Raw genomic sequence first — 23999 nt, forward strand, 5'->3', positions numbered from 1 at the left:
CAATGGACTTTTTGCCCCGGTTGCGACATGGCGCAGCCATGAGCTTCAATTCCTTTGGCCACGTCTTCCGTTTCACCACCTGGGGCGAAAGCCACGGGCCTGCGCTGGGCGCGGTCGTCGACGGGTGCCCGCCCGGACTGCCGCTGAGCGAAGCGGACATCCAGCCCTTTCTGGACGCGCGCCGCCCCGGCACCTCGCGCTTCACCACGCAGCGGCAGGAACCCGATCAGGTGAAGATCCTGTCGGGCGTGTTTGAAGGCCAAGATGGCATCCAGCGGACCACAGGCACGCCGATCAGCCTGATGATCGAGAACGTCGACCAGCGGTCCAAGGACTATGGCGACGTGGCCAAAGCCTATCGCCCCGGCCATGCCGACTATGCCTATGACGCCAAGTACGGTTTCCGCGACTATCGCGGCGGCGGACGATCGAGCGCGCGCGAAACCGCCGCGCGCGTGGCAGCGGGCGCAGTGGCGCGGCTGGCGATCCCCGAGGTCAGCATCTTGGCATGGGTCAGCGCGATTGGCGGCGACGCCATCGATCCGGCCAACTTCGACGCCGCCGAAATCGGCAACAACCCGTTCTTCTGCCCCGATGCCAAAGCGGCGGCGCGCTGGGAAGAACTGGTCGACACGGCACGCAAGGCCGGGTCGTCGCTGGGCGCGGTTGTCGAATGCATTGCCACCGGGGTTCCCGCCGGGTGGGGAGCGCCGCTTTATGCCAAGCTCGACGCCGAACTGGCGCACGCGATGATGGGCATCAACGCGGTCAAGGGCGTGGAAATCGGCGATGGCTTTGCCGCCGCCGCCAATTCCGGCGAAGGCAATGCCGATCCGATGCGACCCGGAAACGAAGGCGTGCCGATCTTCACCGCCAACCACGCGGGCGGCATCGCCGGGGGCATCTCCACCGGCCAGCCGGTCAGTGTGCGGGTGGCGTTCAAGCCGACCAGTTCGATCCTCACTCCCATGCCCACGATCACCCGAGACGGTGAGGCGACCGACCTGTTCACCAAGGGCCGCCACGATCCGTGCGTGGGCATTCGCGGCGTGCCGGTGGTCGAGGCGATGATGGCGCTCGTGCTGGCCGACCAGAAGCTGCTGCACCGCGCCCAGACCGGAAGGTAGGTAGCGGTCCCGCCTGAATCAGCGCCCCTGCCACACTGGCGGGCGCTTTTCGGCAAAGGCGGTCGGCCCTTCGCGCGCATCATCGCTGGCACGCCATGCGGCAAACGCGGGATAGCTTTCTTGCGCAGCCATGGCGGCGGCCACGCCCGGCTCGTCCAGCCCGCGCATCACTGCCTGCTTTGACGCGCGGATCGACAGCGGCGCGCCCTTCAGGATGGTTTCCACCCAGCGCTCGGTCGCCGCTGCCAGTTCGGCATCGGGCACGACTTGTGTCACGAAGCCAAGCCGTTCGCCTTCGCGCGCATCGACCGGCTCGGCCGACAGGATCATCCCCATCGCGCGCTTCAGCCCGATCTGCCGCGCCAAGCGGTGCAGCCCGCCCCCCAGCGCGACCGCACCGACGCGCGGTTCGGGCAGGCCGAAGCGCGCGCTCTCGGCGGCAATGATCAGATCGCAGGCCAGCGCCACCTCGAACCCGCCGCCCAGCGCCAGTCCGTTGACCGCCGCGACGATCGGCTTGTCGCAATCGAAGCGCTCGATCAGCCCGGCATAGCCATGCGCCGGATAGGGCCGATGCCCTTCGGCCACCACGGCTTTCAGATCGCTGCCCGCACAGAACGCGCGGCCCTGTCCGGTGATCACGGCGAGCCACTGGTCATCGTCGGCGGCAAAGGCGTTGAACGCGGCTTCCAGTTCGGCGTGCATCTGCGCGTTGATGGCGTTCAACTGCTGCGGCCGGGCCAGCTCGATCCGCGTGACGTGGCCGTCCTGTTGCACGGTGATATGCTGCATCTGCCTTGTGCCTCTCCTGTCGCGCGCCGGACCTTCTTGGGGCGTCCGTTGCCGAGACGGGTCATGCCAGCTAGGTTGCGCGCCGACAACCGTATGGGGAACCCGCACCGTGGCGAAACGCCTGACGTATTACATTCTGATCGCCATGGTTGCAGGCATCGCGCTGGGCCACCTGCTGCACCAAAGCTACCCCGCCGACAGCAAGGTGCTGGCGCAGATTGCCGACGTTCTCAAGCTCTTGCCCGAGGTGTTCCTGCACCTGATCAAGATGATCATCGCGCCGCTGATTCTGGCGACGCTGGTGACCGGGATCGCCAGCATGGGCGACAGCAGCGCGCTGGGCCGGATCGGCGGCCGGGCGCTCGGCTGGTTCATCACCGCCAGCCTGATCTCGATCGGGCTGGGGCTGGTGCTGGTCAACTTCTTCCAGCCCGGCCACGGCTTGCAGTTCACCGCCGCTGCGCCGGTGGGCGATCTGGCCACCGCCGACTTCACCTTGCGCCACTTCGTGCTGGAGATCTTCCCGACCAGCGTGTTCGAGGCGATGGGCAAGAACAATGTCCTGCAGATCCTGGTATTTTCGCTGTTTGCGGGCGTGGCGCTGTCGGCGATCGGCGATGAGGGCAAGCCGCTGGTCCGCGCGGCCGAGGCGCTGGCCACGCTGATGCTGACGATCACCGGCTATGTGATGAAGGCCGCGCCGCTCGCGGTGTTCGGCGCGCTGGGATCGGTGGTCGCGACCAAGGGTCTGGGCATCGTCGTGACGTATGGCGTGTTCGTGTCCGAGTTCTATTTCGGGCTGCTGCTGCTGTGGGTACTGCTGTTCAGTGCGGGTTTCGTGTTCCTCGGCAGGCGTGCATTCCTGCTGGCGCGGTACATCCGCGAGCCGGTGCTGCTGGCGTTCTCGACCGCCAGTTCGGAAAGCGCGCTGCCCAAGCTGTTTGAACAGCTTGACCGGTTCGGCGTACCGCGCCGCATTTCGGGCTTCGTCCTGCCGCTGGGCTATTCGTTCAACCTTGACGGGTCGATGATGTACACCAGCTTTGCCACGCTGTTCATCGCGCAGGCTTATAACATTCATCTGTCGGCGGGGCAGCAGGTCGCCATGCTGCTGACGCTGATGATCACGTCAAAGGGCATTGCCGGGGTGCCGCGCGCCAGCCTGGTGGTCATCGCCGCCACGCTGACCCAGTTCGGCCTGCCGGTGGAAGGCGTCGCACTGCTGCTGGGGGTGGACACCTTCCTCGACATGGGGCGCACCGCCACCAACGTCGTCGGCAACGCGATGGCCACCGCCGTGATCACCCGCTGGGAGGGCATGCTCCAGCCGCCGCTCGATCCCGACGCCGATGTGCCGCTGCCCCCGCACGATACCCCCGAACAGGGCCGCAAGGGGCTCAACCTCGATCCTGGCGTTTGAACCGACCTCGGCGTACGCGGGGGGCGCAGGGCCCGAGGCGCGGCGCGCGGAGTTACTTGGCCAGTTCGACCGGCTGGAACTGGCCAAGTCCGCACGACCCGCGCGGGGCGCCACCGCCGCCTTGCTGGATCACCGTGATGATGTCGGTGCTGCACAGTTGCGATAGCGAGGTGGCATAGGAAAACGCGCGTTCGAACCCCAGCCCCGAACAGCGGTTGGGCAGGTTGACGCGGTACCATTTCCTCACGCCGACGCGGAAGTCGATGGTCCAGTCGTCGCGCACCCGGCTTTCGCTGATCTGGCCGAGCGAAATGCAACTGACCGGGGCGCCGGTCGGGCGCGCGGCGGGCACATCGGCGCGGTGGCCATCGTTGCCAGCGGCTGAGGTACCGCCGGTTGCGGCAGCGCATGCGCCGGTCAACAGCAATGCGGCGGTGATCGAAACGAGCGCGGTGGGCCTGATCGTCATGGCTTGCTCTCCTTGCCCGCGCCACCGGGTTTGCGGCGAGTCGCAGGCGCTGGTTTGGGTTTTGCCCCCTTCTCGACGATCTTCGCCTTGTAACCGCAAAGGTCAACCACCCCGCAGTGCCAGCATTCGGGGCTGCGCGCCTTGCAGATATAGCGGCCATGCAGGATCAGCCAGTGATGCGCGCCGACGCGAAAGGGCTGCGGCACCTTCTTTTCAAGCTGCTTTTCCACCGCCAGCGGGGTCTTGCCCTTGGCCAGCCCCGTGCGATTGCCGACGCGGAAGATGTGGGTGTCGACGGCAAACGTCTCTTCGCCAAAGGCGCAATTGAGCACGACATTGGCGGTCTTGCGGCCGACGCCGGGCAGCGCGGTCAGCGCATCGCGATCGGCGGGCACTTCACCGCCATGTTCGCGCACGAGGATCTCGGCCATGGCGATCACGTTCTTCGCCTTGGAGTTGAACAAGCCGATGGTCTTGATGTGCGCCTTCAGCCCCTCCTCGCCCAGATCGAGCATCTGTTGCGGGGTCTGCACCAGCGCGAACAGCTTGCGCGTCGCCTTGTTGACGCCAACGTCGGTCGCCTGCGCCGACAGCGTTACGGCAACCAGCAACTGGTAGACGTTGCCATATTCCAGCTCGGTCTGCGGATCGGGATTGGCCTCGGCCAGCCGCTGGAAAAACGCGAAGATGTCGGCGCGGGTCATGCTGCGGCGCTCAAAGATCGAGCACCTCGGCCATGGTGTAGCGCCCCGGCGCCTTGCCCAGCAGCCAGCCCGCCGCGCGCACTGCACCGCGCGCGAAGATACCACGGTTCTCGGCCAGATGCGAAAGGCTGATGCGTTCGTTGTCGGCAAGGAAATAGACGGTGTGATCGCCCGAGACCGAACCGCCGCGCAGGCTGGCAAAGCCGATGGCGCCTTCCTCGCGCGCACCGGTCACGCCATCGCGTCCGCGCTGCTCGACCTCGCGCAGCGACACGCCGCGCCCCTTGGCCGCCGCCTCGCCCAGCAGCAGCGCGGTGCCCGACGGCGCATCCACCTTCTTGCGATGATGGGTCTCGACGATCTCGATGTCCCAGTCCTCGCCCAGCCGCGCGGCGGCTTCGTGCACCAGATGGGCAAGCAGGGTAACGCCAAGCGAGGTGTTGCCGGTCTGCAGCACCGGAATGCTTACCGCCGCCGCATCGATCAGCCAGTGGTGACGCTCTTCCAGTCCGGTGGTGCCGACCACGATGGGTATGCCCGCGTGGATGGCGGCATCGAGGCTGTTCTCCAGCCCGGCGGGGGCCGAAAAATCGACCAGCACATCGGCGGTGGTAGCAAGAGCGGCAGGATCGTCACCCTTGTCCACGCCACCGGCATAGACGTGGCCAGCGGCCACGATGGCTTCCTGAAGCGCCTGGCCCATCCGTCCCTGGCTGCCCACCACTCCGATTCGTGCCACGTGTCCTGTCCCTTGCCCGGGCGCGGCCCCGCGAAGGAATCCGCACAATGCATCTGTCTCAGGGCCAAGTCCTTGCGGCACAATTGCGCCGCTGCCAAGGGGGTGGCGCGGCAGAAGTCAGTCCTTGAGCGCCTCGCCCACCTTGTGCGCCTTTTCATCGACCTTGGCGGCCGCCTTGTCGGTGGCCAGCTTGGCGTCGCGCAGTGCCTGTTCGCCGGTGGCCTTGATGCTTTTGGCGGCATGATCGGCTGCATCGCCCAGCGCCTGCCCACCGGTGGCAAGGTCGGTACTGGCCGCATCGGCTTCGACATCGGCGCGGCGTTCGGCCGATGTGTCGGGCGACTTGCTGCAAGCCGCCAGCGGCAGCAGCAGCACTGCACCCAACATCAGGAAGGGGATCGGTTTCATGTGCAGTCTCCTGGGGGGGCGGCATCATGGCGATCCGCTCCCGATGTTGCCTGATGGTGCCTGATGTTGCTGATCGGCGGGTGCCGGTTCAGCGCAGCGTGCCGCGACGGAACAGGTTGGCCACCGCCAGCAGCAGCACAGCGCCGATCAGCGAGACCGCGAAGGTGTTCACGGTCAGCGGGCCGTTGTTGATGCTGCCATGCGAAAAGATCAGGCCGCCGATGAACGCGCCGGCGATGCCGACCACGATGTTGCCCAGAATGCCATAGCTCTCGCGCATGATAAGGCCTGCCAGCGCGCCGACGACGGCCCCGATGACCAACCACAGAATGATACCCATCTTGCAACTCCTCTCTTTGTCCTGCGGGATAAACCGGGCACTTGCGCAGTTGTTCCGAGCGCCGATCGCGGCGGGGCACGATTTATTCGCCCGCACCCGGAACCTTGACGAAACCTTTTGCCCGCTCATGACTTCTCTGCGGTGACGGCCGGTCGCTTTGTCTTCCCCCGCCGAAGCGATCGGCCGCACCTGAGGAGGAATTTCCAACATGAGAAAACTGTTTCTTGCCGTGGCCCTTGCCACGACAGCGCTGGGCGCGACCGCCCATGCCGAAGGCGCCGGACCCTATGTCACCGTCGAAGGTGGTGTGGTCCTGCATGACAAGGCCAAGGTCTATGGTCCGTCCGACACTTTCGAACGGCTCGACCGGTTCAAGACCGGCTGGGAAGCCGGCGGCGCGCTGGGCTATGATTTCGGGGGCTTTCGCCTTGAAGCCGAAGGCTTCTACAACCGCGCCTACCTGAAAAGTCAGGATCGCGCCCCGTCGGTGATCGCACCGTTCGGCTATGTCGACGGATCGAATGGCCTGCGCGGACGGACCACCACGGTCGCCGCGATGGCCAACGCCTTGTTCAGCGTCGGCAAGGTCGGCGGCGTCAAGCTCTATGCCGGTGGCGGCGCCGGCTGGGCGCGGACCTCGCTCAAGGAAGACCTGCCCGGTGCCGATCCGGTGCGCGGCCGTTCCAACGGGTTTGCCTGGCAGGCCCTGGCCGGCCTGACCGCGCCGATCAGCGACCACATCGACCTTGGCGTCAAGTATCGCTACTTCCGCCCCGACAATGCCGACAAGTTCTATCGCGGCACCGGTTTCGAACAGACCGCCAAGCTGCGCTCGCACTCGGTGCTGGCAACGCTGACGTACAACTTCGGCGGCCCCAAGGTCGAGCCCATCGAAGAACCGGTCGCAGCACCGCCGCCGCCCCCGCCGCCTCCGCCGCCTGCTCCGCCGCCGCCCCCGCCGCCTGCAGTGGTGTGCAACACCGGTCCGTACATCGTGTTCTTCGACTGGAACAAGTCGGACGTCACCGCCGAGGCTGCTACCATCCTCGACAATGCCGTCACGGCTTATGGCAACTGCGCCAGCGTGCCGATCATGGTCGCAGGTTATGCCGACGCTTCGGGCAGCAAGACCTACAACGTCGCGCTGTCGAACCGTCGTGCGGACGAAGTGCGCGGTTATCTGACCTCGCATGGGGTCACGGGTTCGGCCATCACCACCAAGGGCTTTGGTGAGGACAACCAGCGGGTGCCCACCGCCGACGGTGTGCGCGAATTGCAGAACCGCCGCGTCGAGATCACTTATGGTCCGGGCGCAGGGATGTAATTCCCGACGCACCAAGACTGCAAAGCCTTACGTCGAGGGGGGGCCGGAGCGATCCGGACCCCCTTTTCGTTGTTCGCACTTTTCGCCGTTCAGGTGTGGCGATGGCAGCGGCGTTTGCAGCAGCGCCGTTTGCCAGAAAAAAGCCCCGGAAACGCTTGGCGGCGTTTCCGGGGCTGATCGTCATTCGATCGTGGGGTCATCGTCGCCCTGATCGGGCGACGAATTTCAGGCTGCAGCGACCTGCGTCAGGTCGTAGTTGCTGGCGACTTCGTGCAACTGGGCGAAGAAGGCGTCGAGCACTTCGCCTTCGAGCACGAAGTTGTGCCGGTTGTCGGGCATCACCCCGTTTTCGAGCATGGCCGACATCGTGGCGCGGGCGCGGGCGATCCGGCTCTTGACGGTCCCCAATGCAACCCCGCAGATGTCGGCAATATCTTCATAGCTGACATTGCCCACGGCCATCAGCACCAGCACTTCGCGCTGGGCGGCCGGCAACGTGCCAAGCGCGCGCAATACGTCGGTGGCCTCGATCCGGCTTTCCTGGCCGCCGCTGGTGACCAGAATCCGTTCGGCCACCGCTTCGTCATATTCACCGACGAAGCGGTTGCGCCGGACCAGCCCGTAATAGTGGTTGCGCAAGATGGTGAAGGTCCAGGCGCGAAAGCTGCTGTCGGCGACATAGCGGTCGCGCGCGGCCCACGCCTTCATCAGCGTTTCCTGCACCAGATCGTCGGCGCGATCGCGACAGCCGCACAGCGACCGGCCAAAGGCGCGCAAGTGCGGGATCGAATCGGTCAAAAGCTGATGGAACTCGGCATCGGACACACGCTGGTGGGGCGGAAAGTCGTCGTCGGGCATGTTCGTGGAATCGACGGTCATGATATCCTCCGCGTAGACGTACGTTACTCGCCAATGGTCCCGAAAACAAAAGGTTCCGTACGGCACCCGACTTATTTCGCCCTATCGCGGTCGTTTCAGTCGAAACGGTCGCGGCGTACGGCCAAGCGCATCGGCGAAGTGAAAATCGCCGCGAAAATATTTGCACCGGCCCGGAACAAAACCGCCGCTCGGCCACATAGCTAAGGTGGGTTCCGGCATGGCCCCGGGTCTTGCCGCTGACGAACTTGTCCGGCCATCTAACCGGCCCGGCCCGTCGATTTATCAAGGGGGTAACGTCGTGACAGTGTATGGCAAAGTGGCGGCCCGGACAAAGGCTGAAACACCGACCTTGCTGGGGATCACGCGATCATGATGACTGCTGCGACAACACCGACCGCACCGACTACTCCGCTGCCGGGGTCAGGACCGCTGACCGGCACGGGTGCGGTGAACGCGCCGGTCACGCCAAACGACCGGCTGACGGCGGCGTTGCCCTTGCTGCGACGCTATGCGCGGGCGGTGGCCGGGTCGCAGGCCTCGGGCGACGCCTTTGTGCGCGCCACGCTCGAAGCCGCGCTGGCCGATCCGGCGATGCTGGCACAGATCACCGCCAGTCCGGTCGGACTTTATACCGCCTTCACCAAAGTGTGGACGTCGGGGCACGAGACCACCGCCGACCACACCGCCGAGCCGACGCAGCGCCATGGCTCGCAGCTTGAACGCATCCCTTCGCGCCAGCGCCAGGCGCTGTTGCTCAACCAGCTCGAAGAGTTTCCGATCGCCGACACCGCCGCGATTCTGGGGCTTGAAGAAGCCGAAGCGCAGCGGCTGGTCGATGCCGCTCTGGTCGAACTGGCGGGCGACCGCATCGCCAGCTTGCTGATCATCGAGGACGAGCCGCTGATTTCCAGCCACATCGCGATGATCATCGAGGAAGCCGGGCACACCGTGGCCGCAACCGCCACCACTGCCGCCGAAGCACGCGCCGCATTCGACAGTTTCCGCCCCGACCTTGTGCTGTCCGACGTGCAACTGGCCGATGGCAGCACCGGGATCGAGGCGGTCGACGCCATCCTCAGGATCAGCCCGGTGCCGGTGATCTTCATTACCTCGTTCCCCGAGATGCTGCTGACCGGCGAGCGCCCCGAGCCGGTGTTCCTGATCAGCAAGCCGTTCCGCGAAGAAACGCTCAAGACCGCCATCAGCCAGGCGCTGTTCTTCGGCGGAAACTATGGGCGTTGAACGGTCCAAAAAGGGTGCGATTGCGCACAAAATCCCGATGGAACCGATAGGTTTTGCAAACGTTCTTGGTTATGAACGGCTCCTGTACTCCGGCAGGAGCGCGGCGCCGGGCAGCCTTTCCCCGGTGCCTTGCCCGGCCCGCAGTCATTTCTGGATAGTCGCCCCGTGTCCGAGAACCAATCGCCCTTCTCCCGGCCCGAGCCTTCGGCGGTGACACCGCAAGGCCCCAGGCCGCCCCATTGGGCCGAAGACATCCGCAAGTTCTATGACGACGCGGCCAAAGAACCGGTACCGGAAGATTTCCGCGCGCTGATGGAACAACTCGCCCGCCAGATCCAGAAATAGGCTCGGTCGGGAAACACGGATCTGCGTCAGCGCGGCGCAGATCCTTTCGATTGGGCGCTTTGCGGCCACCAAGCAAAAGGGCCCCGCCGTTCCCGGCAGGGCCTTTTCACTTTTCCGGAACGGCAATCGGGCACCTGCTTCGCGCAACGCCCGACACCTTCGGGCGTCACTCGCCCAGCGCGGCCTTGGCCTTGCCGGCGGCGGTCTGCGCCTTGCCCTTGAGGTCTTGCACCGCGCCCTTGGCGGTCAGTTCGGCGTCGCCGGTTTCCTTGCCGATGGCTTCCTTGGCCTTGCCGATGGCCGAATTGGCCGCACCGGCCAGGCGATCCGAGGTCGAACCCATGATCTGTCTCCTTCATCTGGTTGTGCCGAAGCGCGTCGCTTCAACTGACCAACGATCGCCACGGCTCGCGGTTCCCGCGGTTTGCGACGAACCGTGCCCCATCGGCGGGCTTGCGATGGACCATGTCCGCCGGATAGACCTCGGGCCATGACCATCAGCGGCAACATCGTGATCCTGACCGGCGCAGGCGTCAGCGCCGAAAGCGGCATCGACACCTTCCGCGCGGGCGCCAACGGTGGCCCAAGCCTGTGGGAGCAGCACCGGGTGGAGGATGTCGCGACGCCCGAAGCCTTTGCCCGCGATCCCGAGCTGGTGTTGCGGTTCTATGACATGCGCCGCGCCGCCATCCAGACCAAGCAGCCGAACGCCGCGCACATTGCGCTGGCCCGGCTGGAGCGTGAATGGCCGGTGCGGTCGGGCGGCGGCTCCGTGCTGATCGTCACGCAAAACGTCGATGACCTGCATGAGCGCGGTGGGGCGACCAACGTGCTGCACATGCATGGCGAGCATCTGAGCGCTTGGTGCACGGCGTGCGACACCCGCCACCGCTGGACCGGCGCGCTGATCGAGCGGCCGCCCTGCCCGGCGTGCGGCGCGCCCGCGCTGCGCCCCGACATCGTGTGGTTCGGCGAAGTGCCCTATCGCATGGAGGACATCTATCAGGCGCTGGCGCAGGCCAGCCTGTTCGTGTCGATCGGCACTTCGGGCGCGGTCTATCCGGCGGCAGGCTTCGTGCGGACCGCGCGCGAACTGGGCTTGCAGACGCTCGAACTCAACCTCGAACGCTCGCAAGGTTCGGCCTGGTTTCACGAGACGCGGCTGGGTCCGGCCACCGCTACCGTGTCAGGTTGGGTGGAAGGCCTGTTAGAGCGCTGATCGGCAACCCGAGCACTCCGGGTCCGCCGCGATGCGCATCGTGCGCAGAGCGGGCTTGAGGCCGTCGAGCACGTGCAGCTGGCCCCATTGCGGATCGCCCAGCGTCGCCGCGCCCTCCAGCAGCACCCGCAGCGCGTGCATCGCGGCAAACGTGCCGACCATGCCCACCATCGCCCCCAGCACGCCCAGATCGGCGCAAGTGTCGCAATCTTCGGCGTCGAAGGCATCGCCGACGAAACAGCGGTAGCAGGAATGCGCCTCGCGATGCCCGGCGAAGTTGGCGACCTGCCCCTGAAACCGGCCGAGCGCCGCACTGGTCAAGGGGATGCCCGCCGCCACGCAGGCGTCCGAGACCGCCAGCCGGGTGGCGAAGTTGTCGCAGCCATCGAGTACGACATCCGCCCCGGCGATCAGGCTGCGCGCGGTGTTGCGGGTGACGCGGGTGTCATGCGCGGTCACCACCAGCGCCGGGTCGAACCGGCGCACCCAATCCGCTGCCGCTGCGGCTTTCGAGCGGCCGATGTCGGCGGGAGTGAAGATGGTCTGGCGCTGCAGGTTCGACGCCTCGATCACGTCATCATCGATCAGCGTCAGGCGCCCTATGCCCGCCCCGGAAAGATATTGCAGCGCCGGGCTGCCGATGCCGCCAAGCCCGACCAGCACCACGTGGCTGGCGACCAGCCGCGCCTGCCCCGCCCCGCCCACTTCGGGCAGGACGATGTGGCGGGCGAAGCGGTCAAGGCGGTCAGGTGTCATGCCAGCCAGTTAGGAAGCGGTGGCCGAAAATGCGAGGGCAATCGCCCTCAAGGATACAGGCGTCAGTCTTCCAGCTGGCGCAGCAGGGTGCGCACGTCGCCGTCCATGTCGGCGTCGCGGGTGCGCAGTTCCTCGATCAGGCGGACCGCGTGGATCACCGTCGAATGGTCGCGGCCACCGAACTTGCGGCCGATCTCGGGGTAGCTGCGCGGGGTCAGCACTTTGGCAAGATACATTGCCACCTGCCGGGGGCGCACCACCGCGCGCGCGCGGCGCTTGCTGGCCATCTCGGTGCGGTCGACGCGGTAGAACTGGCAGACCGTGCGCTGGATTTCATCGATGGTGATGCGGCGGCGGTTGGCCGACAAGATGTCGGTGAGCTGTTCTTCGGCCAGTTGCAACGACACTGGTTGCCCGGTGAGCTGGGCATAGGCGATCAGCTTGTTGAGCCCGCCGACCAGTTCGCGCACGTTGCGGTTGATGGTGCGCGCCAGAAAGTCGATCACATCGGCCGGCACATGGGTGCTGGCAAAGCGACCGAGCCGGTGTTCGAGGATCTTGCGGCGCAAGTCGATGTCGGCCGGCTGAATATCGGCGACAAGGCCCATCGACAGGCGCGAGAGCAGCCGCTGTTCCACGCCGTCGAGCGCCTGCGGGGCACGGTCGGCGGCAACCACCAGCCGCTTGCCCGCACTCAGCAGCGCGTCGATGGTGTGGAGGAATTCCTCCTGCGTGCTCGACTTGCCGATGATGAACTGGATGTCGTCGACCAGCAGCAGATCGAACCCGCGCAACCGCGCCTTGAACTCGATCATCTCGTTCTGGCGCATGGCCTGCACGAACTCGATCATGAAGCGTTCGGCCGAGCAGTAGAAGATCCGCGCGCCCGGCCGCGCCGCGGCATAGGCATGGCCGATGGCGTGCAGCAGGTGCGTCTTGCCCTGCCCGGTCGAGGCCTTGAGATAGAGCGGGGCAAACTGCGGGGTTTCGAGCGCGGCCATGCGTTGCGCCGCGTTGACCGCCAGCACGTTGCCCGTGCCGGACACGAATTCGGGGAACGTCAGCGAAGGATCGAGCCCGCTGGCTTGCGGATCGGTTGCCAGCGGTGCCGGAGCCGCCACCGCCGCGTTGCCGGCACCCGATGCGACCGTGCTGCCGCCACCAAGGCGCAGTTCGGGCATGGCACGGCGACGGGGATGCACGGTGATCCGCACTTGCCGCACTTCGGCGCGCGCGATCTTCCATGCGAGGCTGAGCCGGTCGGCAAAGCGGTCTGCCACCCAGTTGGCCGAAAACTCGGTAGGCAGGAACAAGTCGAGCGTGCCGGTGTCCTTGCAGAATGCACCAAGCTGGATCGGCTTGATCCACTGGCTGTGGAGCTGCGAGCCCAGATCCTTCTTCAGCCCCTGGCTGATGTCGGCCCAGTCGGCCGCCAGATCGAGTGCTTCCTGATCGTCGGTCGGTGCATTGTCACGGGCAGTTGCCATTTCGCGTCCCTTGCGGGTGGCTGCGGGATCAAGGCCGGCTTTCGCCGGTCCACGCCCATTCACACCACCGCTGAATTCGTCCAGTTTCACGCGTTACGGTCCCGTTACCCCGATGCCACCGATCAGCCGACCGACGGCACAAACTCTTCCTTGCCGAAAAGCGCTGCAAAGCGCCCTTCCGGCTTCGACCCGATCCATTTTCATGACCCCCAGCGGCCACGCAGCCTTCCGTTGAAGAAGAGGCGAACGAAGCCGGGAACCCATCTGTATTGGCTGAGCCGCAAGATTCGCAAGCAATGGATTTTAAAAAAACTGAAATAATCCGGCTTGACTCAGCAAGACTGCGGTTCCCGCATAATTTCATTGTTTTTATTGGATTTTTTTGAATTTTGACAACCGAATCGCGATGTTTCCGTGACTTGGCCATTCGGGGTGTGACAGATTTGAGCCATAAACGACAAAGCGGCCGACGTGTGATACGTCGGCCGCCTTAGTTCTGTTACGCTTGATGCTGGTCCCTCCGCGAACGGAGGCGGGTCTCAGAGCGAGGCGACTCGCTTCGAGAGACGCGACAGCTTGCGCGAAACGGTGTTCTTGTGGAGCACGCCACGGGCCACGCCACGCGCGAGTTCAGGCTGTGCAGCCTTCAGCGCTTCGGCGGCTTCCGCCTTGTCGCCACCGGCGAGCGCGGTCTCGACCTTCTTCACGAAGGTGCGGATGCGCGAAAGACGGTTACCATTGATTTCGGCGCGACGTTCGTTGCGACGGATGCGCTTGCGGGCTTGCGGCGTATTGGCCATGTCTGTCCTGTTTTCTGTCCTCTGCCGGGCCGCGTCAGCAGCCCGATCGATCGGTGTGGTTTGCTCGACAAAGGCGGGCAAACCCGCCGGAAAGCGCGGCCCTTAGCGGTGGAGGGGCGAATCGTCAACAGATTCGACAGCTCCACCGCAAGGGTGGATCATTATCTGACCGATCAGGCAATGCGCTGCAACGTCAGCCGCAGGCCATCGCGCGGCTTGGGGATCGGCCATGCCTGCCAGCGCGGCGCATACCCCGGCTCAGCCGTGATCCGATAGCGGGTGAGGATGTGGTTGACCAGAATGCGCGTCTGCATCGTGGCAAAGTGCAGCCCCAGACACATGTGCGCGCCGCCGCCGAACGGCACCCAGGCGTACTTGTGCCGCGCCGCCACTTTGTCGGCGGTAAAGCGCGTGGGATCGAAACGTTCGGGATCGGGCCACAAGGCCGGGTCGGCGTGGACCGAGGCGGGGCTGATCCCCACGGTCGTGCCTGCCGGGATGCGATAGCCGCCGAAGGTAAAGTCGCGCAGGGCCCGGCGCGGCAACGAAGGCACCGGCGGCATGATTCGCAGCGCCTCCTTGAAGGCGAGTTCGGTCAGTTCGAGCTTGCCCAGATCGTCATAGCCGATCGCCCGGGCATCGCCGCCTGCCACCGCGCGACATTCGGCGCGCAGCCGTTCCTGCCAGTCCTGATCCTGCGCCAGATGCCAGAACAGCGTGGTGGCCGAACTGGTGATGGTGTCGTGCGCGGCCATCATCAGAAAGATCATGTGGTCGACCACCAGATCTTCGGCCAGCAACTGTCCATCGTCGCGCGTGGCCAGCGCGAACTGGCTGAACATGTCCTGCCCCGGCGATGCCCGCCGCTCGCGCACCAGCCGGGTAAAGTACTCGACCATGAAGCGCCGCCCGGCGACGCCCCGACCCATCGCGGTGAACGGCAAGGGACGGCGAATCGGCGCGACCGCAGCCTGCACCATGTCGACGAACGCGCGGTTGAGCTTGTCCGCCTCAGGCCCGAACGGCAGGCCGAGGAAGCTGGTGGCCGCAGTCTGCAGCGTCAGCGCCTTGATCGCGTTGTAGAAGCGGATCGGGGTTTGCGCCGCACCGGGCTGCCCCCATGCTTCGACCCCGCGCGCGATATCGGCGTCGAGTTGTCCGGCATAGGCGCGCATCGGCCCCGGCTTGAACGCGATCGACAGGGCGCGCCGGTCAAGCCGGTGCGAATCGTGGTCCATCAGCATCAGCCCGCGCGGGAACAGCAGGTTGAGCAGCGGCCCCCAGCCCTGTTCGCTGGAAAACAGCTTGTCGCGGTCGAACAGCACCAGTTCGTTGGCATCGGGCCCGATCAGCGTCACCCCGCGCCGGCCAAAGCTTTTCGCGCGATAGATCCGGCCGTGGGTGCGCTCCATCCGGCTGCCGAAGCCCAGCGGATCGGACAGTTGCATGAACGTGGTGCCGACCAGCGGCCAGCCATCCTCGCCGGGGATGTGATCGAGCGCGGCATCGCCGGGATGCCCGGTCCAGTGCGGATTGCCGCGTTCGTTCTGAATTTCCGCTGGCGCGGCTGGAGCCAGGCTGGCCATGACACGTCATCTCCCGGGGTGTTGTTAATCGCCCGATTAATGACACATATGTCAGCAGCACGTAAAGCCCTCACTGGTGCCTTTGCGCAAAGCCCCTCAGAGCCACCCCGCCAGTTCGCGCCGGACCAGATGTTCGAGCATGTCCATCCCCTCGTCCCCGGTGTTGAGACAAGCGAGCGCGGCAAAGTGCGTGCCACCGGCGCCAAGGAACTCCTCCTTGCCGCGAATCGCCAGTTCTTCCAGCGTTTCAAGGCAATCGGCCGAAAAGCCGGGCGCTGCGATGGCCAGCTTGCGCGTTCCGGCGCGGGCCTGTTCGACCAGCACCGCATCGGTCGCCGGTTCCAGCCACTTGGCCCGGCCAAAGCGCGACTGGAAGCTCGTGATCACCCGCAGCGACGGGTGGCTGGCGGCAAACGCCTCGCCCACCAGCCGCGCGGTCTTGCGGCAGTGGCAGTGGTACGGATCGCCCAGATGCAGCGTCCGTTCGGGCATGCCGTGAAAGCTGAGCAGCAGCGCCTCGGGCTCGAAATCGAGCGCCGCGATCTGGCGGGCAAGATCGCGGTGCAGAGCGGCGATGGCCACCGGATCATCGTGATAGGGCGGCAGCGTGCGCAATGCGGGCAGGCGGCGGCGGCTGGCGATCCACGCGGCCAGCCCGTCGAGCGCGCTGGCCGTCGTCGCCGCCGAGTACTGCGGATAGAGCGGGGCGAACAGGATGCGCTCGCACCCGGCGGCCAGCAGCGCGTCCAGCTCGATCGCGATCGCCGGGCTTTGATAGCGCATGGCATGGCGCACCACGGCGGCATCGCCCAGCCGCGCCTGCAAGGCGACAGCCTGCGCGGCGGTGATGGCAGCCAAGGGCGAACCATCGGGCGTCCACACCTGAGAATACGCGTGTGCCGACTTCTTGGGCCGGGTGTTGAGGATGATCCCGCGCAAGATCGGCTGCCACAGCAGCCAAGGTATCTCGACCACGCGGCGGTCGGACAGGAATTCGCCCAGATAGCGCTTCACCGACGGCGCATCGGGCGCGTCGGGTGTGCCCAGATTGACGAGCAGCACGCCCAGCTTGCCGGTGGCTATCTGCGGGTGATCGGCGGGACGTTCCATCATGGCCTTTCGGGCGTCACAGCCCTTCGGAAAGCAGCGGCAGGCGGCGGAACCGCACTCCGGTTGCGGAAAACAGGGCGTTGGCGATGGCAGGCGCTGCGGCAACCATGCCGAGTTCGCCGGGATCGAACGGGTGTTCGCTGCTGTCGGCAAATGCAACATCGACCTTCGGGCAATCGGCCAGCAAGGGCAGGCCCAGCGCGGCCACTCTCCCCGCCTGTGGCACCCCGCGCTGCCACTGCGTCGTGCCGCCAACCGCGAGCGCCAGCCCGGCCACCAGCGCGCCTTCCACTTGCTGGCGGGCGATGTCGGCGTTGATGATGCGGCCGATGTCGCAATAGGCCGAGAGCCGCTCCACCCGTACCGCATCGGCCTCTTGCCGGGCGGTGGCGACAACCGCGACGAAACCGCTGCGCAGCCCTTGCGCGGTGCGCAAGTCCATGCGGTGACAGGCGATGCCCTGCCCCGAGGCATCGCGCCCGCCGCCCCATTCGGCCAGCCGGGCAACGCCTTGCAGGCACGCCGCCAGACGCGGTTGCCCCGACAGCAGCCCGATGCGGAACGCCAGCGGCTCGACGCCCGCAAACTGCGCGCATTCATCGATGAAGCATTCGGTCAGGTAGGCACCTACCGCATGGGCGTTGCCGCGCTGGCGCCCGCTCGGCAGCGACAGGTCAACCGGCACATGCTCGACCGCGCGCTCGGGAATGGCATAGAATGGCAGCGCGCCTTCGCAGGCCATGGCATCGACCCGGCCCCGCGCGGTGGCCAGCGCGGCAGGTGCGGACTTGCCATCCAGCAAGCGCGCAGCCGCCTCGATCGCGCTGGCCGGTTGCGCCAGCCGCGCCCGCCAGCCCAGCAGCAACCGCCGTTCGGGACCGAAAGCGGCCGCCATCTGTGCGGCAACCGGCGCGCGGGGAAAACCGGCGAGCGTTTCCTGCCAGCGCGACCACATGAGCTGGACCGGCCGCTTGACCGCCTTGGCCAGAATGGCGGCCTGTTCGGCCACCCGCACGTCGAGCCGCGCATCGAAGCTGCCGCCGGCGTGCAAGGGATAGATCACCACATCGCCGCGCGACAGGCCAAGCGCGCGAGCCGCCGCCATGGCCGCCTGATCGGGCGCCTGTGTGGCGAGCCACAGCTCCAGCCGCCCGTGTGTCAGCCGCGCCGTGGCCGTGGCGGTTTCCAGCGGCACGCACTGCGCCGGTTCGATGTCGTAGCGCGCGCTGAGCGAAGGCTTTTGCAGCAAGGCGGCGGGATCACCGACGGCGGCAACGGTGGTGGCATCGCCCCGGCGCAGCGCCCGGTCGAGCGCGGCCTCCATCGCGCCGCTGTCGACCACCCGGCCCTTCGCGCGAAAGCGCGGGTCCATCGCCGTCAGCGCCTTGTCGGCGGCGTACCAGGTGGTGCCAAGCGCGGCCAGCCAGCGCTCGGCGTTGACCACTTCGACCACGCCGGGAACGCTTGCGGCGGCAGCCCGATCGAAGCTGGCAAGCACCGCATCGCCCTGCGGCGGCTGCGCGATGGCGGCATGGAGCATCCCCGGCAGGCGCACGTCGCCGGCAAACACGAAACTGCCATCGACTTTGGCCGGAAGGTCGAGCCGGGCAAAACGCGGCAAGGCCCCGGGCGCCAGAGCGGCGCCGCCTTCACGCGCGGGCTCGGCGCGCAGCACCGGCGGGTCGGGCGGGGTTATCGCGCGCGCCTCAGGCAGAAGCTCGGCGAACGTGGCGCTCTGCGTGCCGTGGCTGATGCGATGGTCGCGCGCCTCGCACGTCTCCCAGCCAACGCCCCAGCGCGCGGCGGCGGCTTGCGTCAGTTGCGCGCGCAAAGCGGCAGCGGCGGCGCGCAAGGGCGCCTCGAACGCGGCCAAGGCGGTGCCGTCGGCGGTCATGGTGAAGGGCGTACGCTCCGCCGTGCGCTGCGCCAGCGTGCCGGTCGGATCGGCGGCGAGCCCTCCGGCCAGCGAATCGAGTCCGTACGGCAGCCATAACGGCGCCCAGTGCGCGGCCAGTACGGCGTCGGCATAGAATGGCCCGGGCGGCGCCGATTCAACTCCGATCCGGGTGCGATCGGCACCCAGTTCGACCGCCACGATCTGCGCGCACAAGGTGGTGATGCCCTGTCCCATCTCGCACACTGGCACCGCCACGGTGACCGCGCCATCGGCAGCGATCCGGACGAAACCATCGACCACAAGTTCATCGGACCCGGCCTGCAACGGCGCGGCATAGCGGTGCGGCCACAAGGCAAAGGCGGCAACCAGCGCCCCGGCCGCGCCTGTGCCGACCAGCACGCTGCGCCGGGTGCGTTCCACCGCGATCAGCCGACCGCGTCGAGCGCTGCCAGCACCGCGCGGGCGATGGCGGTATACGCGTCGGCCAGCGGACCGGTTCCGGCAGCCGGGGGATCACCCGCATCGCTCTGACGGCGGATCGCGATATCCAGCGGCACCCGGCCCAAGAAGGCGATGCCGCGCTCGCGCGCCGCCGCCTCGGCCCCGCCATGGCCGAACGGATCGCTCTGTTCGCCGCAATGGGGGCAGATATAGCCGGCCATGTTCTCGACCAGCCCGAGCAAGGGCACCTGTCCCTGTTCGAACAGGCCGATGGCGCGGGTGGCATCCATCAGCGCCAGATCCTGCGGAGTGGAGACGATTACCGCGCCTGCCGGTTTATACTTCTGCAGCATCGTCAGTTGCAGGTCGCCGGTGCCGGGCGGCAGATCGACCACCAGCAGTTCGGCATCGCCCCACTGCGCATCGATCAACTGGCCGAGCGCGTTGCCCGCCATCGGTCCGCGCCAGGCGATGGCTTGTCCGGGCTGGACCAGATGGCCCATCGACAGCATCGGCACCCCGAACGGGCTTTGCACCGGGATCAGTTGCTTGCCTTCGGATTCGGGACGGCGACCTTCGGTGGCGAGCAGGCGCGGCTGCGATGGACCATAGATATCGGCATCGACCAGCCCGACCTTGCGACCCGAACGTGCCAGCGCGACCGCCAGATTGGCCGACAGCGTCGATTTGCCGACCCCGCCCTTGCCCGAACCGACCGCGATGATGCGGCGCTGCACGCGGTCGGCGGTCATCGCCACGCGTACGTCGGCGGCGCCTGCCTTGCGGGCGGCATCGCGCAAGGCAACTTCCAGCCGGTCGCGCGCGGCGCGGTCCAGCCCGCCGACCTCGACAACAAGGCTGACGATATCCCCGGCGTCGCCGGTCAGCCGCAGTGCCTGCAACCGGCCCTGTGCCACCGCCTCAAGTGCTTGCTTCAGCGCGGTTTCATCCACCTTCACACCATCCGTCCCGTCAACATCGAAGCCATTGTGGAGCAAATGCCCCATCGGGCGGCTCCCTAGCAGAGGAATTTTGGCAGGGTGACCCTGTTTTTAACCGCCAAGCCTTCCTATAACCCTCTCATGATTGATTTTGGCGACCGGATCTCGCGCATCCGCCCGGCCCTTGCCGGCCTCCTGCCCTCATCCGGCCTGTTCCGCTCGTCCCGACGAGGGGATGAGGCAGCGCCGGTACTGGACATGGCCGAGGGGGATGGCGACAAAGCCTCTGGCAACGACCGGCCCGGCGACAAGCCCGGCCCGCGCAATCCCTGGCAACCGCAAGCGGGCGCGGGCGACAACCGTCGTCCTCCGGCGATCGAGGACATCTTCCGCAAGCGCGGTGGCGGCGGCGGCGGTGGCGGCTTTCCCGGCGGTCCCCAGTTTCGTATACCCCAAGGGCTGGCCGGAACCTCGTGGGCCTCGCTCGCGGTCGGCGCAGTGGTGCTGCTATGGCTGGGCACGACGATGGTCCACCGCATCAGCCCGCAGGAAAAGGGTGTGGTCACCACGTTCGGCTCCTATACCCGGCTGATCGATTCAGGCATGGCCTTGACCCTGCCCTGGCCGATCCAGTCGGTCTCGACCGAGGACGTGACCTCGATCCGTCGCGAATCGATCCCCGAAGGCGATGGCGAAAAGCTGATGCTGACCGGCGATCAGAATCTGGTCGATCTGACCTATCTTGTGCGCTGGAGCATCAAGGATCTGAAGCTTTACAAGTTCCAGCTTGCCGACCCTGACCAGACCGTGCGCGAAGTGGCCGAAGCGGCGATGCGCCAGTCCATTGCCGAAGTGCAGCTGAACGATGCCATGGGTTCGGGCCGCGCCACGATCGAACAGCAAGTGCGCGAACGGATGCAGCGCGTGCTCGATGCCTATCGCGCGGGCGTGACCATTCAGGGGGTCGAAATCAAGAAGACCGATCCGCCGACCAAGGTGGTCGATGCCTTCAAGGAAGTGCTGGCCGCCCAGCAGGAAGCGCAAAGCGAGATCAACCGGGCCGAAGCCTGGGCGCAGCAGCTTACCGCCAGCGCGCAGGGCGAAGCCGCCAGCTTCGACAAGGTCTATGCCCAGTACAAGCTGGCGCCCGAAGTGACCCGCCGCCGCATGTATTACGAAACGATGGAGCGGGTGCTGAGCCAGACCGACAAGGTGATCGTCGAGGCGCCGGGAACCGTGCCGTTCCTGCCGCTGCCGCAGATGATGCAACAGCAGGCTTCGCCGCCACCTGCCAAACCGCAGGAGGGCCGCTGACATGCCGACCGTGCTTGAGGAAATCTGGCAGCGCTACCGGCTGCTGATCGTCGCTGTCGCGGCGCTCGCGATCGTGCTGTCGAGCTGCGTCACCGTGGTGGACGAAACCGAACAGGCGGTGATCGTGCGGCTGGGCGATCCCAACCGCGTGGTCAACCGCTTCCGCCCGAACACCGATTTCGGCAAGACCGGGGCAGGCCTCGTCTGGCGCATCCCGTTCTTCGAACAAGTCGTCCGCATCGACAAGCGCGTGCTCGACGTGTCGCTGGAACGCCAGCAGGTGACCAGCGCCGACCAGCGCCGGCTTGAAGTCGATGCCTTTGCCCGTTTCCGCGTGATCGACCCGGTCAAGATGTACCAGACCGCCGGGACTGTCGACCGCGTGTCCGAACAGTTGCAGCCGATCCTCAACTCGGTGCTGCGGCAGGAACTGGGCAAGCGCACGTTCGGCTCGCTGCTGACCGCCGATCGCGGACAGGCCATGGCCAACATCCGCAGGGGGCTGGACCGCGAAGCGCGCGAATATGGCGCACAAGTGATCGACGTGCGGATCAAGCGCGCCGACCTGCCCGACGGCGCGCCGCTGGAAAGCGCGTTCACCCGCATGGCCACCGCGCGCCAGCAGGAAGCCGCGACCATCCGCGCGCAAGGCCAGAAGGCCGGGCAGATCATCCGCGCACAGGCGCAGGCCAGCGCGTCCAAGACTTATGCCGACAGCTTCGGCAAGGATCCGCAGTTCTACGATTTCTATCGGGCGATGCAGAGCTACGACAAGACGTTCGCGCAGAAGGGCTCGCAGACCTCGATCATCCTGTCACCCGACAACGATTACCTGCGCCAGTTCCGCGGCAAATGAGTATCGGCGGATGATCCGGCAGCGCGCCATTCAAACACCATTCAGGCGCGCTGGGGTGAATCCGCCAACGGGACAGGCAGCGGTAGCGATACCGCCCACATTGTTTTGCAAAGAGGACTAGGCCACGTGCGATATGCTTACGGAGTGACTTCGGCGCTGCTCCTCGCCGGCAGTGCGCTGACGCTGGTGACGGGGCTTCCCGCCGGTGCCCAGGTGGCACAAAACGAAACGGCTCAGATCCAGGCCATCGTGCCCCGCTCGGGCGCGCCCGCCAGCTTTGCCGACCTGACGCAGCAGTTGCAGCCCGCGGTGGTCAACATCTCGACCCGCCAGCGGGTCAAGGTGCAGCCGCAGAACCCCTTTGCCGGCACCCCGTTCGGCGATCTGTTCGGCGGCGGTCAGGGTGCGCCCGGCGGTCAGGGCGGCCAGACGCGTGAGGCGCAGTCGCTCGGCTCGGGCTTCGTCATCTCGGCCGACGGCTATGTCGTCACCAACAACCACGTGATCACCGCCGACGGGCAGGGTGAGGTCGAATCGATCACCGTGACGATGACCGACGGCACCGACTATCCCGCCAAGCTGGTAGGCAAGGACGCCGCATCGGACCTTGCCGTGCTCAAGATCTCCAGCCCCAAGCCGCTGCCGTTCGTGCGCTTCGGCGATTCGAGCCACGCCCGCGTCGGCGACTGGGTCATCGCCATCGGCAACCCGTTCGGACTTGGCGGCACGGTGACGCAGGGCATCATCTCTGCGGTGTACCGCAACACCGGTTCGGGCTCGGCCTATGACCGTTACCTGCAGACCGACGCGTCGATCAACCGGGGCAACTCGGGCGGGCCGATGTTCGACATGAAGGGCAACGTGATCGGCATCAACAACGCGATCTTCTCGCCCACCGGCGGCAGCGTCGGCATCGGCTTTGCCATCCCTGCCGAAATCGCCGCGCCGATCGTCGAAAAGCTCAAGAACGGCCAGGCCATCCAGCGCGGCTATCTGGGCGTGCGCATCCAGCCGCTGTCGGACGATCTGGCCGCCTCGCTGGGTCTTGCCAAGAAGCGTGGCGAGTTCATCCAGTCGGTCGAACCCGGTCAGGGCGCGGCCAAGGCCGGTCTGCAGCCGGGCGACGTGGTCACCCGCGTCGATGGCAAGGACGTGTCACCCGAACAGACGCTGTCGTTCCTCGTCGCCAACACCGCGCCGGGCAAGTCGATCCCGATCGAAGTGGTCCGCGACGGCAAGCGGCTGACGCTGAACGCGCTGGTCGGCAAGCGGCCCAGCGAGGAAGAGCTGGCCAAGCAGCAGACTTTCGACCCCGATCAGCCGGGTGATGAGGATGACAACGGCTTTGCCAAGCCGGGCGCCAACAAGCCTTCGGGCCCGATCGTGCAGCAGGCGCTGGGCGTTGCCGCGATTCCGATCACCGCGCAGATCGCCCGCCAGCTTGGCGTCAGCGAGGACATCAAGGGCGTGGTCATCACTGCCGTCGATGGTTCGGGCGATGCCGCCGCCAAGGGGCTGCAACGCGGCGACATCATCCTGTCGGCCAACTACAAGCCGGTGACCACCGCCGCCGAGCTTGAAGCCGTGGTCAAGCAGGCCAAGGCCGAAAACCGCGAAGCCGTGCTGCTGCGCATCCAGCGCCGCGGCCAGCCGCCACTTTACATGCCGGTCCGCCTGCGCTGAGCCAGCCCGAAGCTGGCATGACAAAAAGGCCGGCGCGCTCAAGGGCGTGTCGGCCTTTTTTGGTGGCTGGACGATGGCCCCCCGCTACCAACCCCGAACGGATCGGTTGGCCGGCGGCTA

At 66.5% G+C, this 23999-nt stretch carries 24 protein-coding genes; 9 read left to right on the forward strand and 15 right to left on the reverse strand.

Going from position 1 to position 23999, the window contains the following annotated elements; translation table 11 throughout:
* Positions 1-38: 38 nt before the first annotated feature.
* The gene (gene aroC, locus LDN95_RS02475) at positions 39-1127 is read left to right on the forward strand and encodes a chorismate synthase (protein WP_226016040.1); all 1089 of its coding nucleotides are present in this window, start codon (positions 39-41) and stop codon (positions 1125-1127) included.
* Between the two features lie 18 nt (positions 1128-1145).
* Here the strand turns inward: aroC and LDN95_RS02480 are convergent, their stop codons facing one another.
* Positions 1146-1919: an enoyl-CoA hydratase-related protein gene (locus LDN95_RS02480; protein WP_226016041.1), complete on the reverse strand. Its 774-nt coding sequence runs from the start codon at positions 1917-1919 to the stop codon at positions 1146-1148.
* A gap of 109 nt (positions 1920-2028) precedes the next feature.
* Here LDN95_RS02480 and LDN95_RS02485 point away from each other — a divergent pair, with 109 nt between their 5' ends.
* Complete coding sequence (locus LDN95_RS02485; protein WP_226016042.1) at positions 2029-3339, forward strand: dicarboxylate/amino acid:cation symporter; 1311 nt, start codon at positions 2029-2031, stop codon at positions 3337-3339.
* A gap of 52 nt (positions 3340-3391) precedes the next feature.
* Here the strand turns inward: LDN95_RS02485 and LDN95_RS02490 are convergent, their stop codons facing one another.
* From LDN95_RS02490 to LDN95_RS02510, 5 genes are all read right to left on the reverse strand, one after another.
* Positions 3392-3808, reverse strand: coding sequence for a hypothetical protein (locus tag LDN95_RS02490; RefSeq protein ID WP_226016043.1), 417 nt, complete (start codon positions 3806-3808; stop codon positions 3392-3394).
* Positions 3805-4512 (reverse strand): endonuclease III, encoded by a 708-nt coding sequence (nth, locus tag LDN95_RS02495; RefSeq protein ID WP_226016044.1) that lies wholly within the window; start codon positions 4510-4512, stop codon positions 3805-3807. Before nth ends, LDN95_RS02490 begins: the two co-directional genes overlap by 4 nt.
* Positions 4513-4522: 10 nt before the next feature.
* Entirely contained in the window at positions 4523-5251 is a 729-nt protein-coding gene (dapB, locus tag LDN95_RS02500) for a 4-hydroxy-tetrahydrodipicolinate reductase (protein ID WP_226016045.1), read from the reverse strand.
* A gap of 117 nt (positions 5252-5368) precedes the next feature.
* Positions 5369-5659, reverse strand: coding sequence for a hypothetical protein (locus LDN95_RS02505; RefSeq protein ID WP_226016046.1), 291 nt, complete (start codon positions 5657-5659; stop codon positions 5369-5371).
* A gap of 88 nt (positions 5660-5747) precedes the next feature.
* Positions 5748-5999, reverse strand: coding sequence for a GlsB/YeaQ/YmgE family stress response membrane protein (locus LDN95_RS02510; protein WP_226016047.1), 252 nt, complete (start codon positions 5997-5999; stop codon positions 5748-5750).
* A 208-nt stretch (positions 6000-6207) separates the two neighbouring features.
* Between LDN95_RS02510 and LDN95_RS02515 the strand changes: the two genes are divergently transcribed.
* Positions 6208-7323: an OmpA family protein gene (locus tag LDN95_RS02515; RefSeq protein ID WP_226016048.1), complete on the forward strand. Its 1116-nt coding sequence runs from the start codon at positions 6208-6210 to the stop codon at positions 7321-7323.
* Positions 7324-7548: 225 nt separating this feature from the next.
* On the opposite strand, the gene LDN95_RS02520 is transcribed toward LDN95_RS02515, so the two are convergent.
* A complete protein-coding gene (locus LDN95_RS02520; RefSeq protein WP_226016049.1) occupies positions 7549-8202 on the reverse strand; it encodes a sigma-70 family RNA polymerase sigma factor in 654 nt (217 codons plus the stop codon).
* Between the two features lie 369 nt (positions 8203-8571).
* On the opposite strand from LDN95_RS02520, the gene LDN95_RS02525 reads away from it, so the two are divergent.
* Complete coding sequence (locus LDN95_RS02525; protein ID WP_226016050.1) at positions 8572-9444, forward strand: PhyR family response regulator anti-anti-sigma factor; 873 nt, start codon at positions 8572-8574, stop codon at positions 9442-9444.
* Positions 9445-9609: 165 nt separating this feature from the next.
* Positions 9610-9789, forward strand: coding sequence for a NepR family anti-sigma factor (locus LDN95_RS02530; RefSeq protein ID WP_226016051.1), 180 nt, complete (start codon positions 9610-9612; stop codon positions 9787-9789).
* Between the two features lie 166 nt (positions 9790-9955).
* Here the strand turns inward: LDN95_RS02530 and LDN95_RS02535 are convergent, their stop codons facing one another.
* On the reverse strand, positions 9956-10132 hold the full coding sequence (locus tag LDN95_RS02535) for a CsbD family protein (protein WP_226016052.1): 177 nt from the start codon (positions 10130-10132) through the stop codon (positions 9956-9958).
* A gap of 147 nt (positions 10133-10279) precedes the next feature.
* On the opposite strand from LDN95_RS02535, the gene LDN95_RS02540 reads away from it, so the two are divergent.
* Positions 10280-11008 (forward strand): NAD-dependent deacylase, encoded by a 729-nt coding sequence (locus tag LDN95_RS02540; protein WP_226016053.1) that lies wholly within the window; start codon positions 10280-10282, stop codon positions 11006-11008.
* On the opposite strand, the gene LDN95_RS02545 is transcribed toward LDN95_RS02540, so the two are convergent.
* From LDN95_RS02545 to LDN95_RS02575, 7 genes are all read right to left on the reverse strand, one after another.
* Positions 10997-11764 carry a HesA/MoeB/ThiF family protein gene (locus LDN95_RS02545; RefSeq protein ID WP_226016054.1) on the reverse strand — a complete coding sequence of 256 codons (768 nt, stop codon included), beginning with the start codon at positions 11762-11764 and terminating at the stop codon, positions 10997-10999. The two genes, LDN95_RS02540 and LDN95_RS02545, sit on opposite strands and share 12 nt — an antisense overlap.
* 62 nt (positions 11765-11826) lie before the next feature.
* A complete protein-coding gene (gene dnaA, locus LDN95_RS02550; RefSeq protein ID WP_226016055.1) occupies positions 11827-13251 on the reverse strand; it encodes a chromosomal replication initiator protein DnaA in 1425 nt (474 codons plus the stop codon).
* Between the two features lie 539 nt (positions 13252-13790).
* A complete protein-coding gene (rpsT, locus tag LDN95_RS02555) occupies positions 13791-14051 on the reverse strand; it encodes a 30S ribosomal protein S20 (protein ID WP_226016056.1) in 261 nt (86 codons plus the stop codon).
* Between the two features lie 173 nt (positions 14052-14224).
* Positions 14225-15637 carry a cytochrome P450 gene (locus LDN95_RS02560; RefSeq protein ID WP_226016057.1) on the reverse strand — a complete coding sequence of 471 codons (1413 nt, stop codon included), beginning with the start codon at positions 15635-15637 and terminating at the stop codon, positions 14225-14227.
* Positions 15638-15733: 96 nt separating this feature from the next.
* Positions 15734-16747, reverse strand: a complete 1014-nt coding sequence (gene hemH / locus LDN95_RS02565; protein WP_226016293.1) for a ferrochelatase — start codon at positions 16745-16747, stop codon at positions 15734-15736.
* Between the two features lie 16 nt (positions 16748-16763).
* On the reverse strand, positions 16764-19064 hold the full coding sequence (locus tag LDN95_RS02570) for a molybdopterin cofactor-binding domain-containing protein (RefSeq protein WP_226016058.1): 2301 nt from the start codon (positions 19062-19064) through the stop codon (positions 16764-16766).
* 5 nt (positions 19065-19069) lie between these two features.
* Positions 19070-19837, reverse strand: coding sequence for an Mrp/NBP35 family ATP-binding protein (locus LDN95_RS02575; protein ID WP_226016294.1), 768 nt, complete (start codon positions 19835-19837; stop codon positions 19070-19072).
* Positions 19838-20167: 330 nt separating this feature from the next.
* Between LDN95_RS02575 and hflK the strand changes: the two genes are divergently transcribed.
* The 3 genes from hflK to LDN95_RS02590 all read left to right on the forward strand — a co-directional run bounded on the left by hflK (position 20168) and on the right by LDN95_RS02590 (position 23879).
* Positions 20168-21340, forward strand: coding sequence for an FtsH protease activity modulator HflK (gene hflK / locus LDN95_RS02580; RefSeq protein ID WP_226016059.1), 1173 nt, complete (start codon positions 20168-20170; stop codon positions 21338-21340).
* 1 nt (position 21341) lies between these two features.
* Positions 21342-22196 carry a protease modulator HflC gene (gene hflC, locus LDN95_RS02585; protein ID WP_226016060.1) on the forward strand — a complete coding sequence of 285 codons (855 nt, stop codon included), beginning with the start codon at positions 21342-21344 and terminating at the stop codon, positions 22194-22196.
* Positions 22197-22322: 126 nt separating this feature from the next.
* Positions 22323-23879 (forward strand): Do family serine endopeptidase, encoded by a 1557-nt coding sequence (locus LDN95_RS02590; RefSeq protein WP_226016061.1) that lies wholly within the window; start codon positions 22323-22325, stop codon positions 23877-23879.
* Positions 23880-23999 lie beyond the last annotated feature (120 nt).

The organism is Novosphingobium sp. FKTRR1, assembly GCF_020404405.1.
In the GTDB taxonomy this organism is placed as follows: domain Bacteria; phylum Pseudomonadota; class Alphaproteobacteria; order Sphingomonadales; family Sphingomonadaceae; genus Novosphingobium.

Excerpts from the sequence above, each read along its gene's own strand:
- LDN95_RS02575 (WP_226016294.1), bottom strand. The coding sequence starts at position 19,837 with ATGACCGCCGACCGCGTGCAGCGCCGCATCATCGCGGTCGGTTCGGGC.
- hemH (WP_226016293.1), bottom strand. The coding sequence starts at position 16,747 with ATGGAACGTCCCGCCGATCACCCGCAGATAGCCACCGGCAAGCTGGGC.
- LDN95_RS02480 (WP_226016041.1), bottom strand. The coding sequence starts at position 1,919 with ATGCAGCATATCACCGTGCAACAGGACGGCCACGTCACGCGGATCGAG.
- LDN95_RS02520 (WP_226016049.1), bottom strand. The coding sequence starts at position 8,202 with ATGACCGTCGATTCCACGAACATGCCCGACGACGACTTTCCGCCCCAC.
- LDN95_RS02505 (WP_226016046.1), bottom strand. The coding sequence starts at position 5,659 with ATGAAACCGATCCCCTTCCTGATGTTGGGTGCAGTGCTGCTGCTGCCG.
- LDN95_RS02515 (WP_226016048.1), top strand. The coding sequence starts at position 6,208 with ATGAGAAAACTGTTTCTTGCCGTGGCCCTTGCCACGACAGCGCTGGGC.
- LDN95_RS02545 (WP_226016054.1), bottom strand. The coding sequence starts at position 11,764 with ATGACACCTGACCGCCTTGACCGCTTCGCCCGCCACATCGTCCTGCCC.
- LDN95_RS02540 (WP_226016053.1), top strand. The coding sequence starts at position 10,280 with ATGACCATCAGCGGCAACATCGTGATCCTGACCGGCGCAGGCGTCAGC.
- LDN95_RS02560 (WP_226016057.1), bottom strand. The coding sequence starts at position 15,637 with ATGGCCAGCCTGGCTCCAGCCGCGCCAGCGGAAATTCAGAACGAACGC.
- aroC (WP_226016040.1), top strand. The coding sequence starts at position 39 with ATGAGCTTCAATTCCTTTGGCCACGTCTTCCGTTTCACCACCTGGGGC.
- nth (WP_226016044.1), bottom strand. The coding sequence starts at position 4,512 with ATGACCCGCGCCGACATCTTCGCGTTTTTCCAGCGGCTGGCCGAGGCC.
- dnaA (WP_226016055.1), bottom strand. The coding sequence starts at position 13,251 with ATGGCAACTGCCCGTGACAATGCACCGACCGACGATCAGGAAGCACTC.
- rpsT (WP_226016056.1), bottom strand. The coding sequence starts at position 14,051 with ATGGCCAATACGCCGCAAGCCCGCAAGCGCATCCGTCGCAACGAACGT.
- LDN95_RS02535 (WP_226016052.1), bottom strand. The coding sequence starts at position 10,132 with ATGGGTTCGACCTCGGATCGCCTGGCCGGTGCGGCCAATTCGGCCATC.
- LDN95_RS02525 (WP_226016050.1), top strand. The coding sequence starts at position 8,572 with ATGATGACTGCTGCGACAACACCGACCGCACCGACTACTCCGCTGCCG.
- LDN95_RS02490 (WP_226016043.1), bottom strand. The coding sequence starts at position 3,808 with ATGACGATCAGGCCCACCGCGCTCGTTTCGATCACCGCCGCATTGCTG.
- hflK (WP_226016059.1), top strand. The coding sequence starts at position 20,168 with ATGATTGATTTTGGCGACCGGATCTCGCGCATCCGCCCGGCCCTTGCC.
- LDN95_RS02510 (WP_226016047.1), bottom strand. The coding sequence starts at position 5,999 with ATGGGTATCATTCTGTGGTTGGTCATCGGGGCCGTCGTCGGCGCGCTG.
- hflC (WP_226016060.1), top strand. The coding sequence starts at position 21,342 with ATGCCGACCGTGCTTGAGGAAATCTGGCAGCGCTACCGGCTGCTGATC.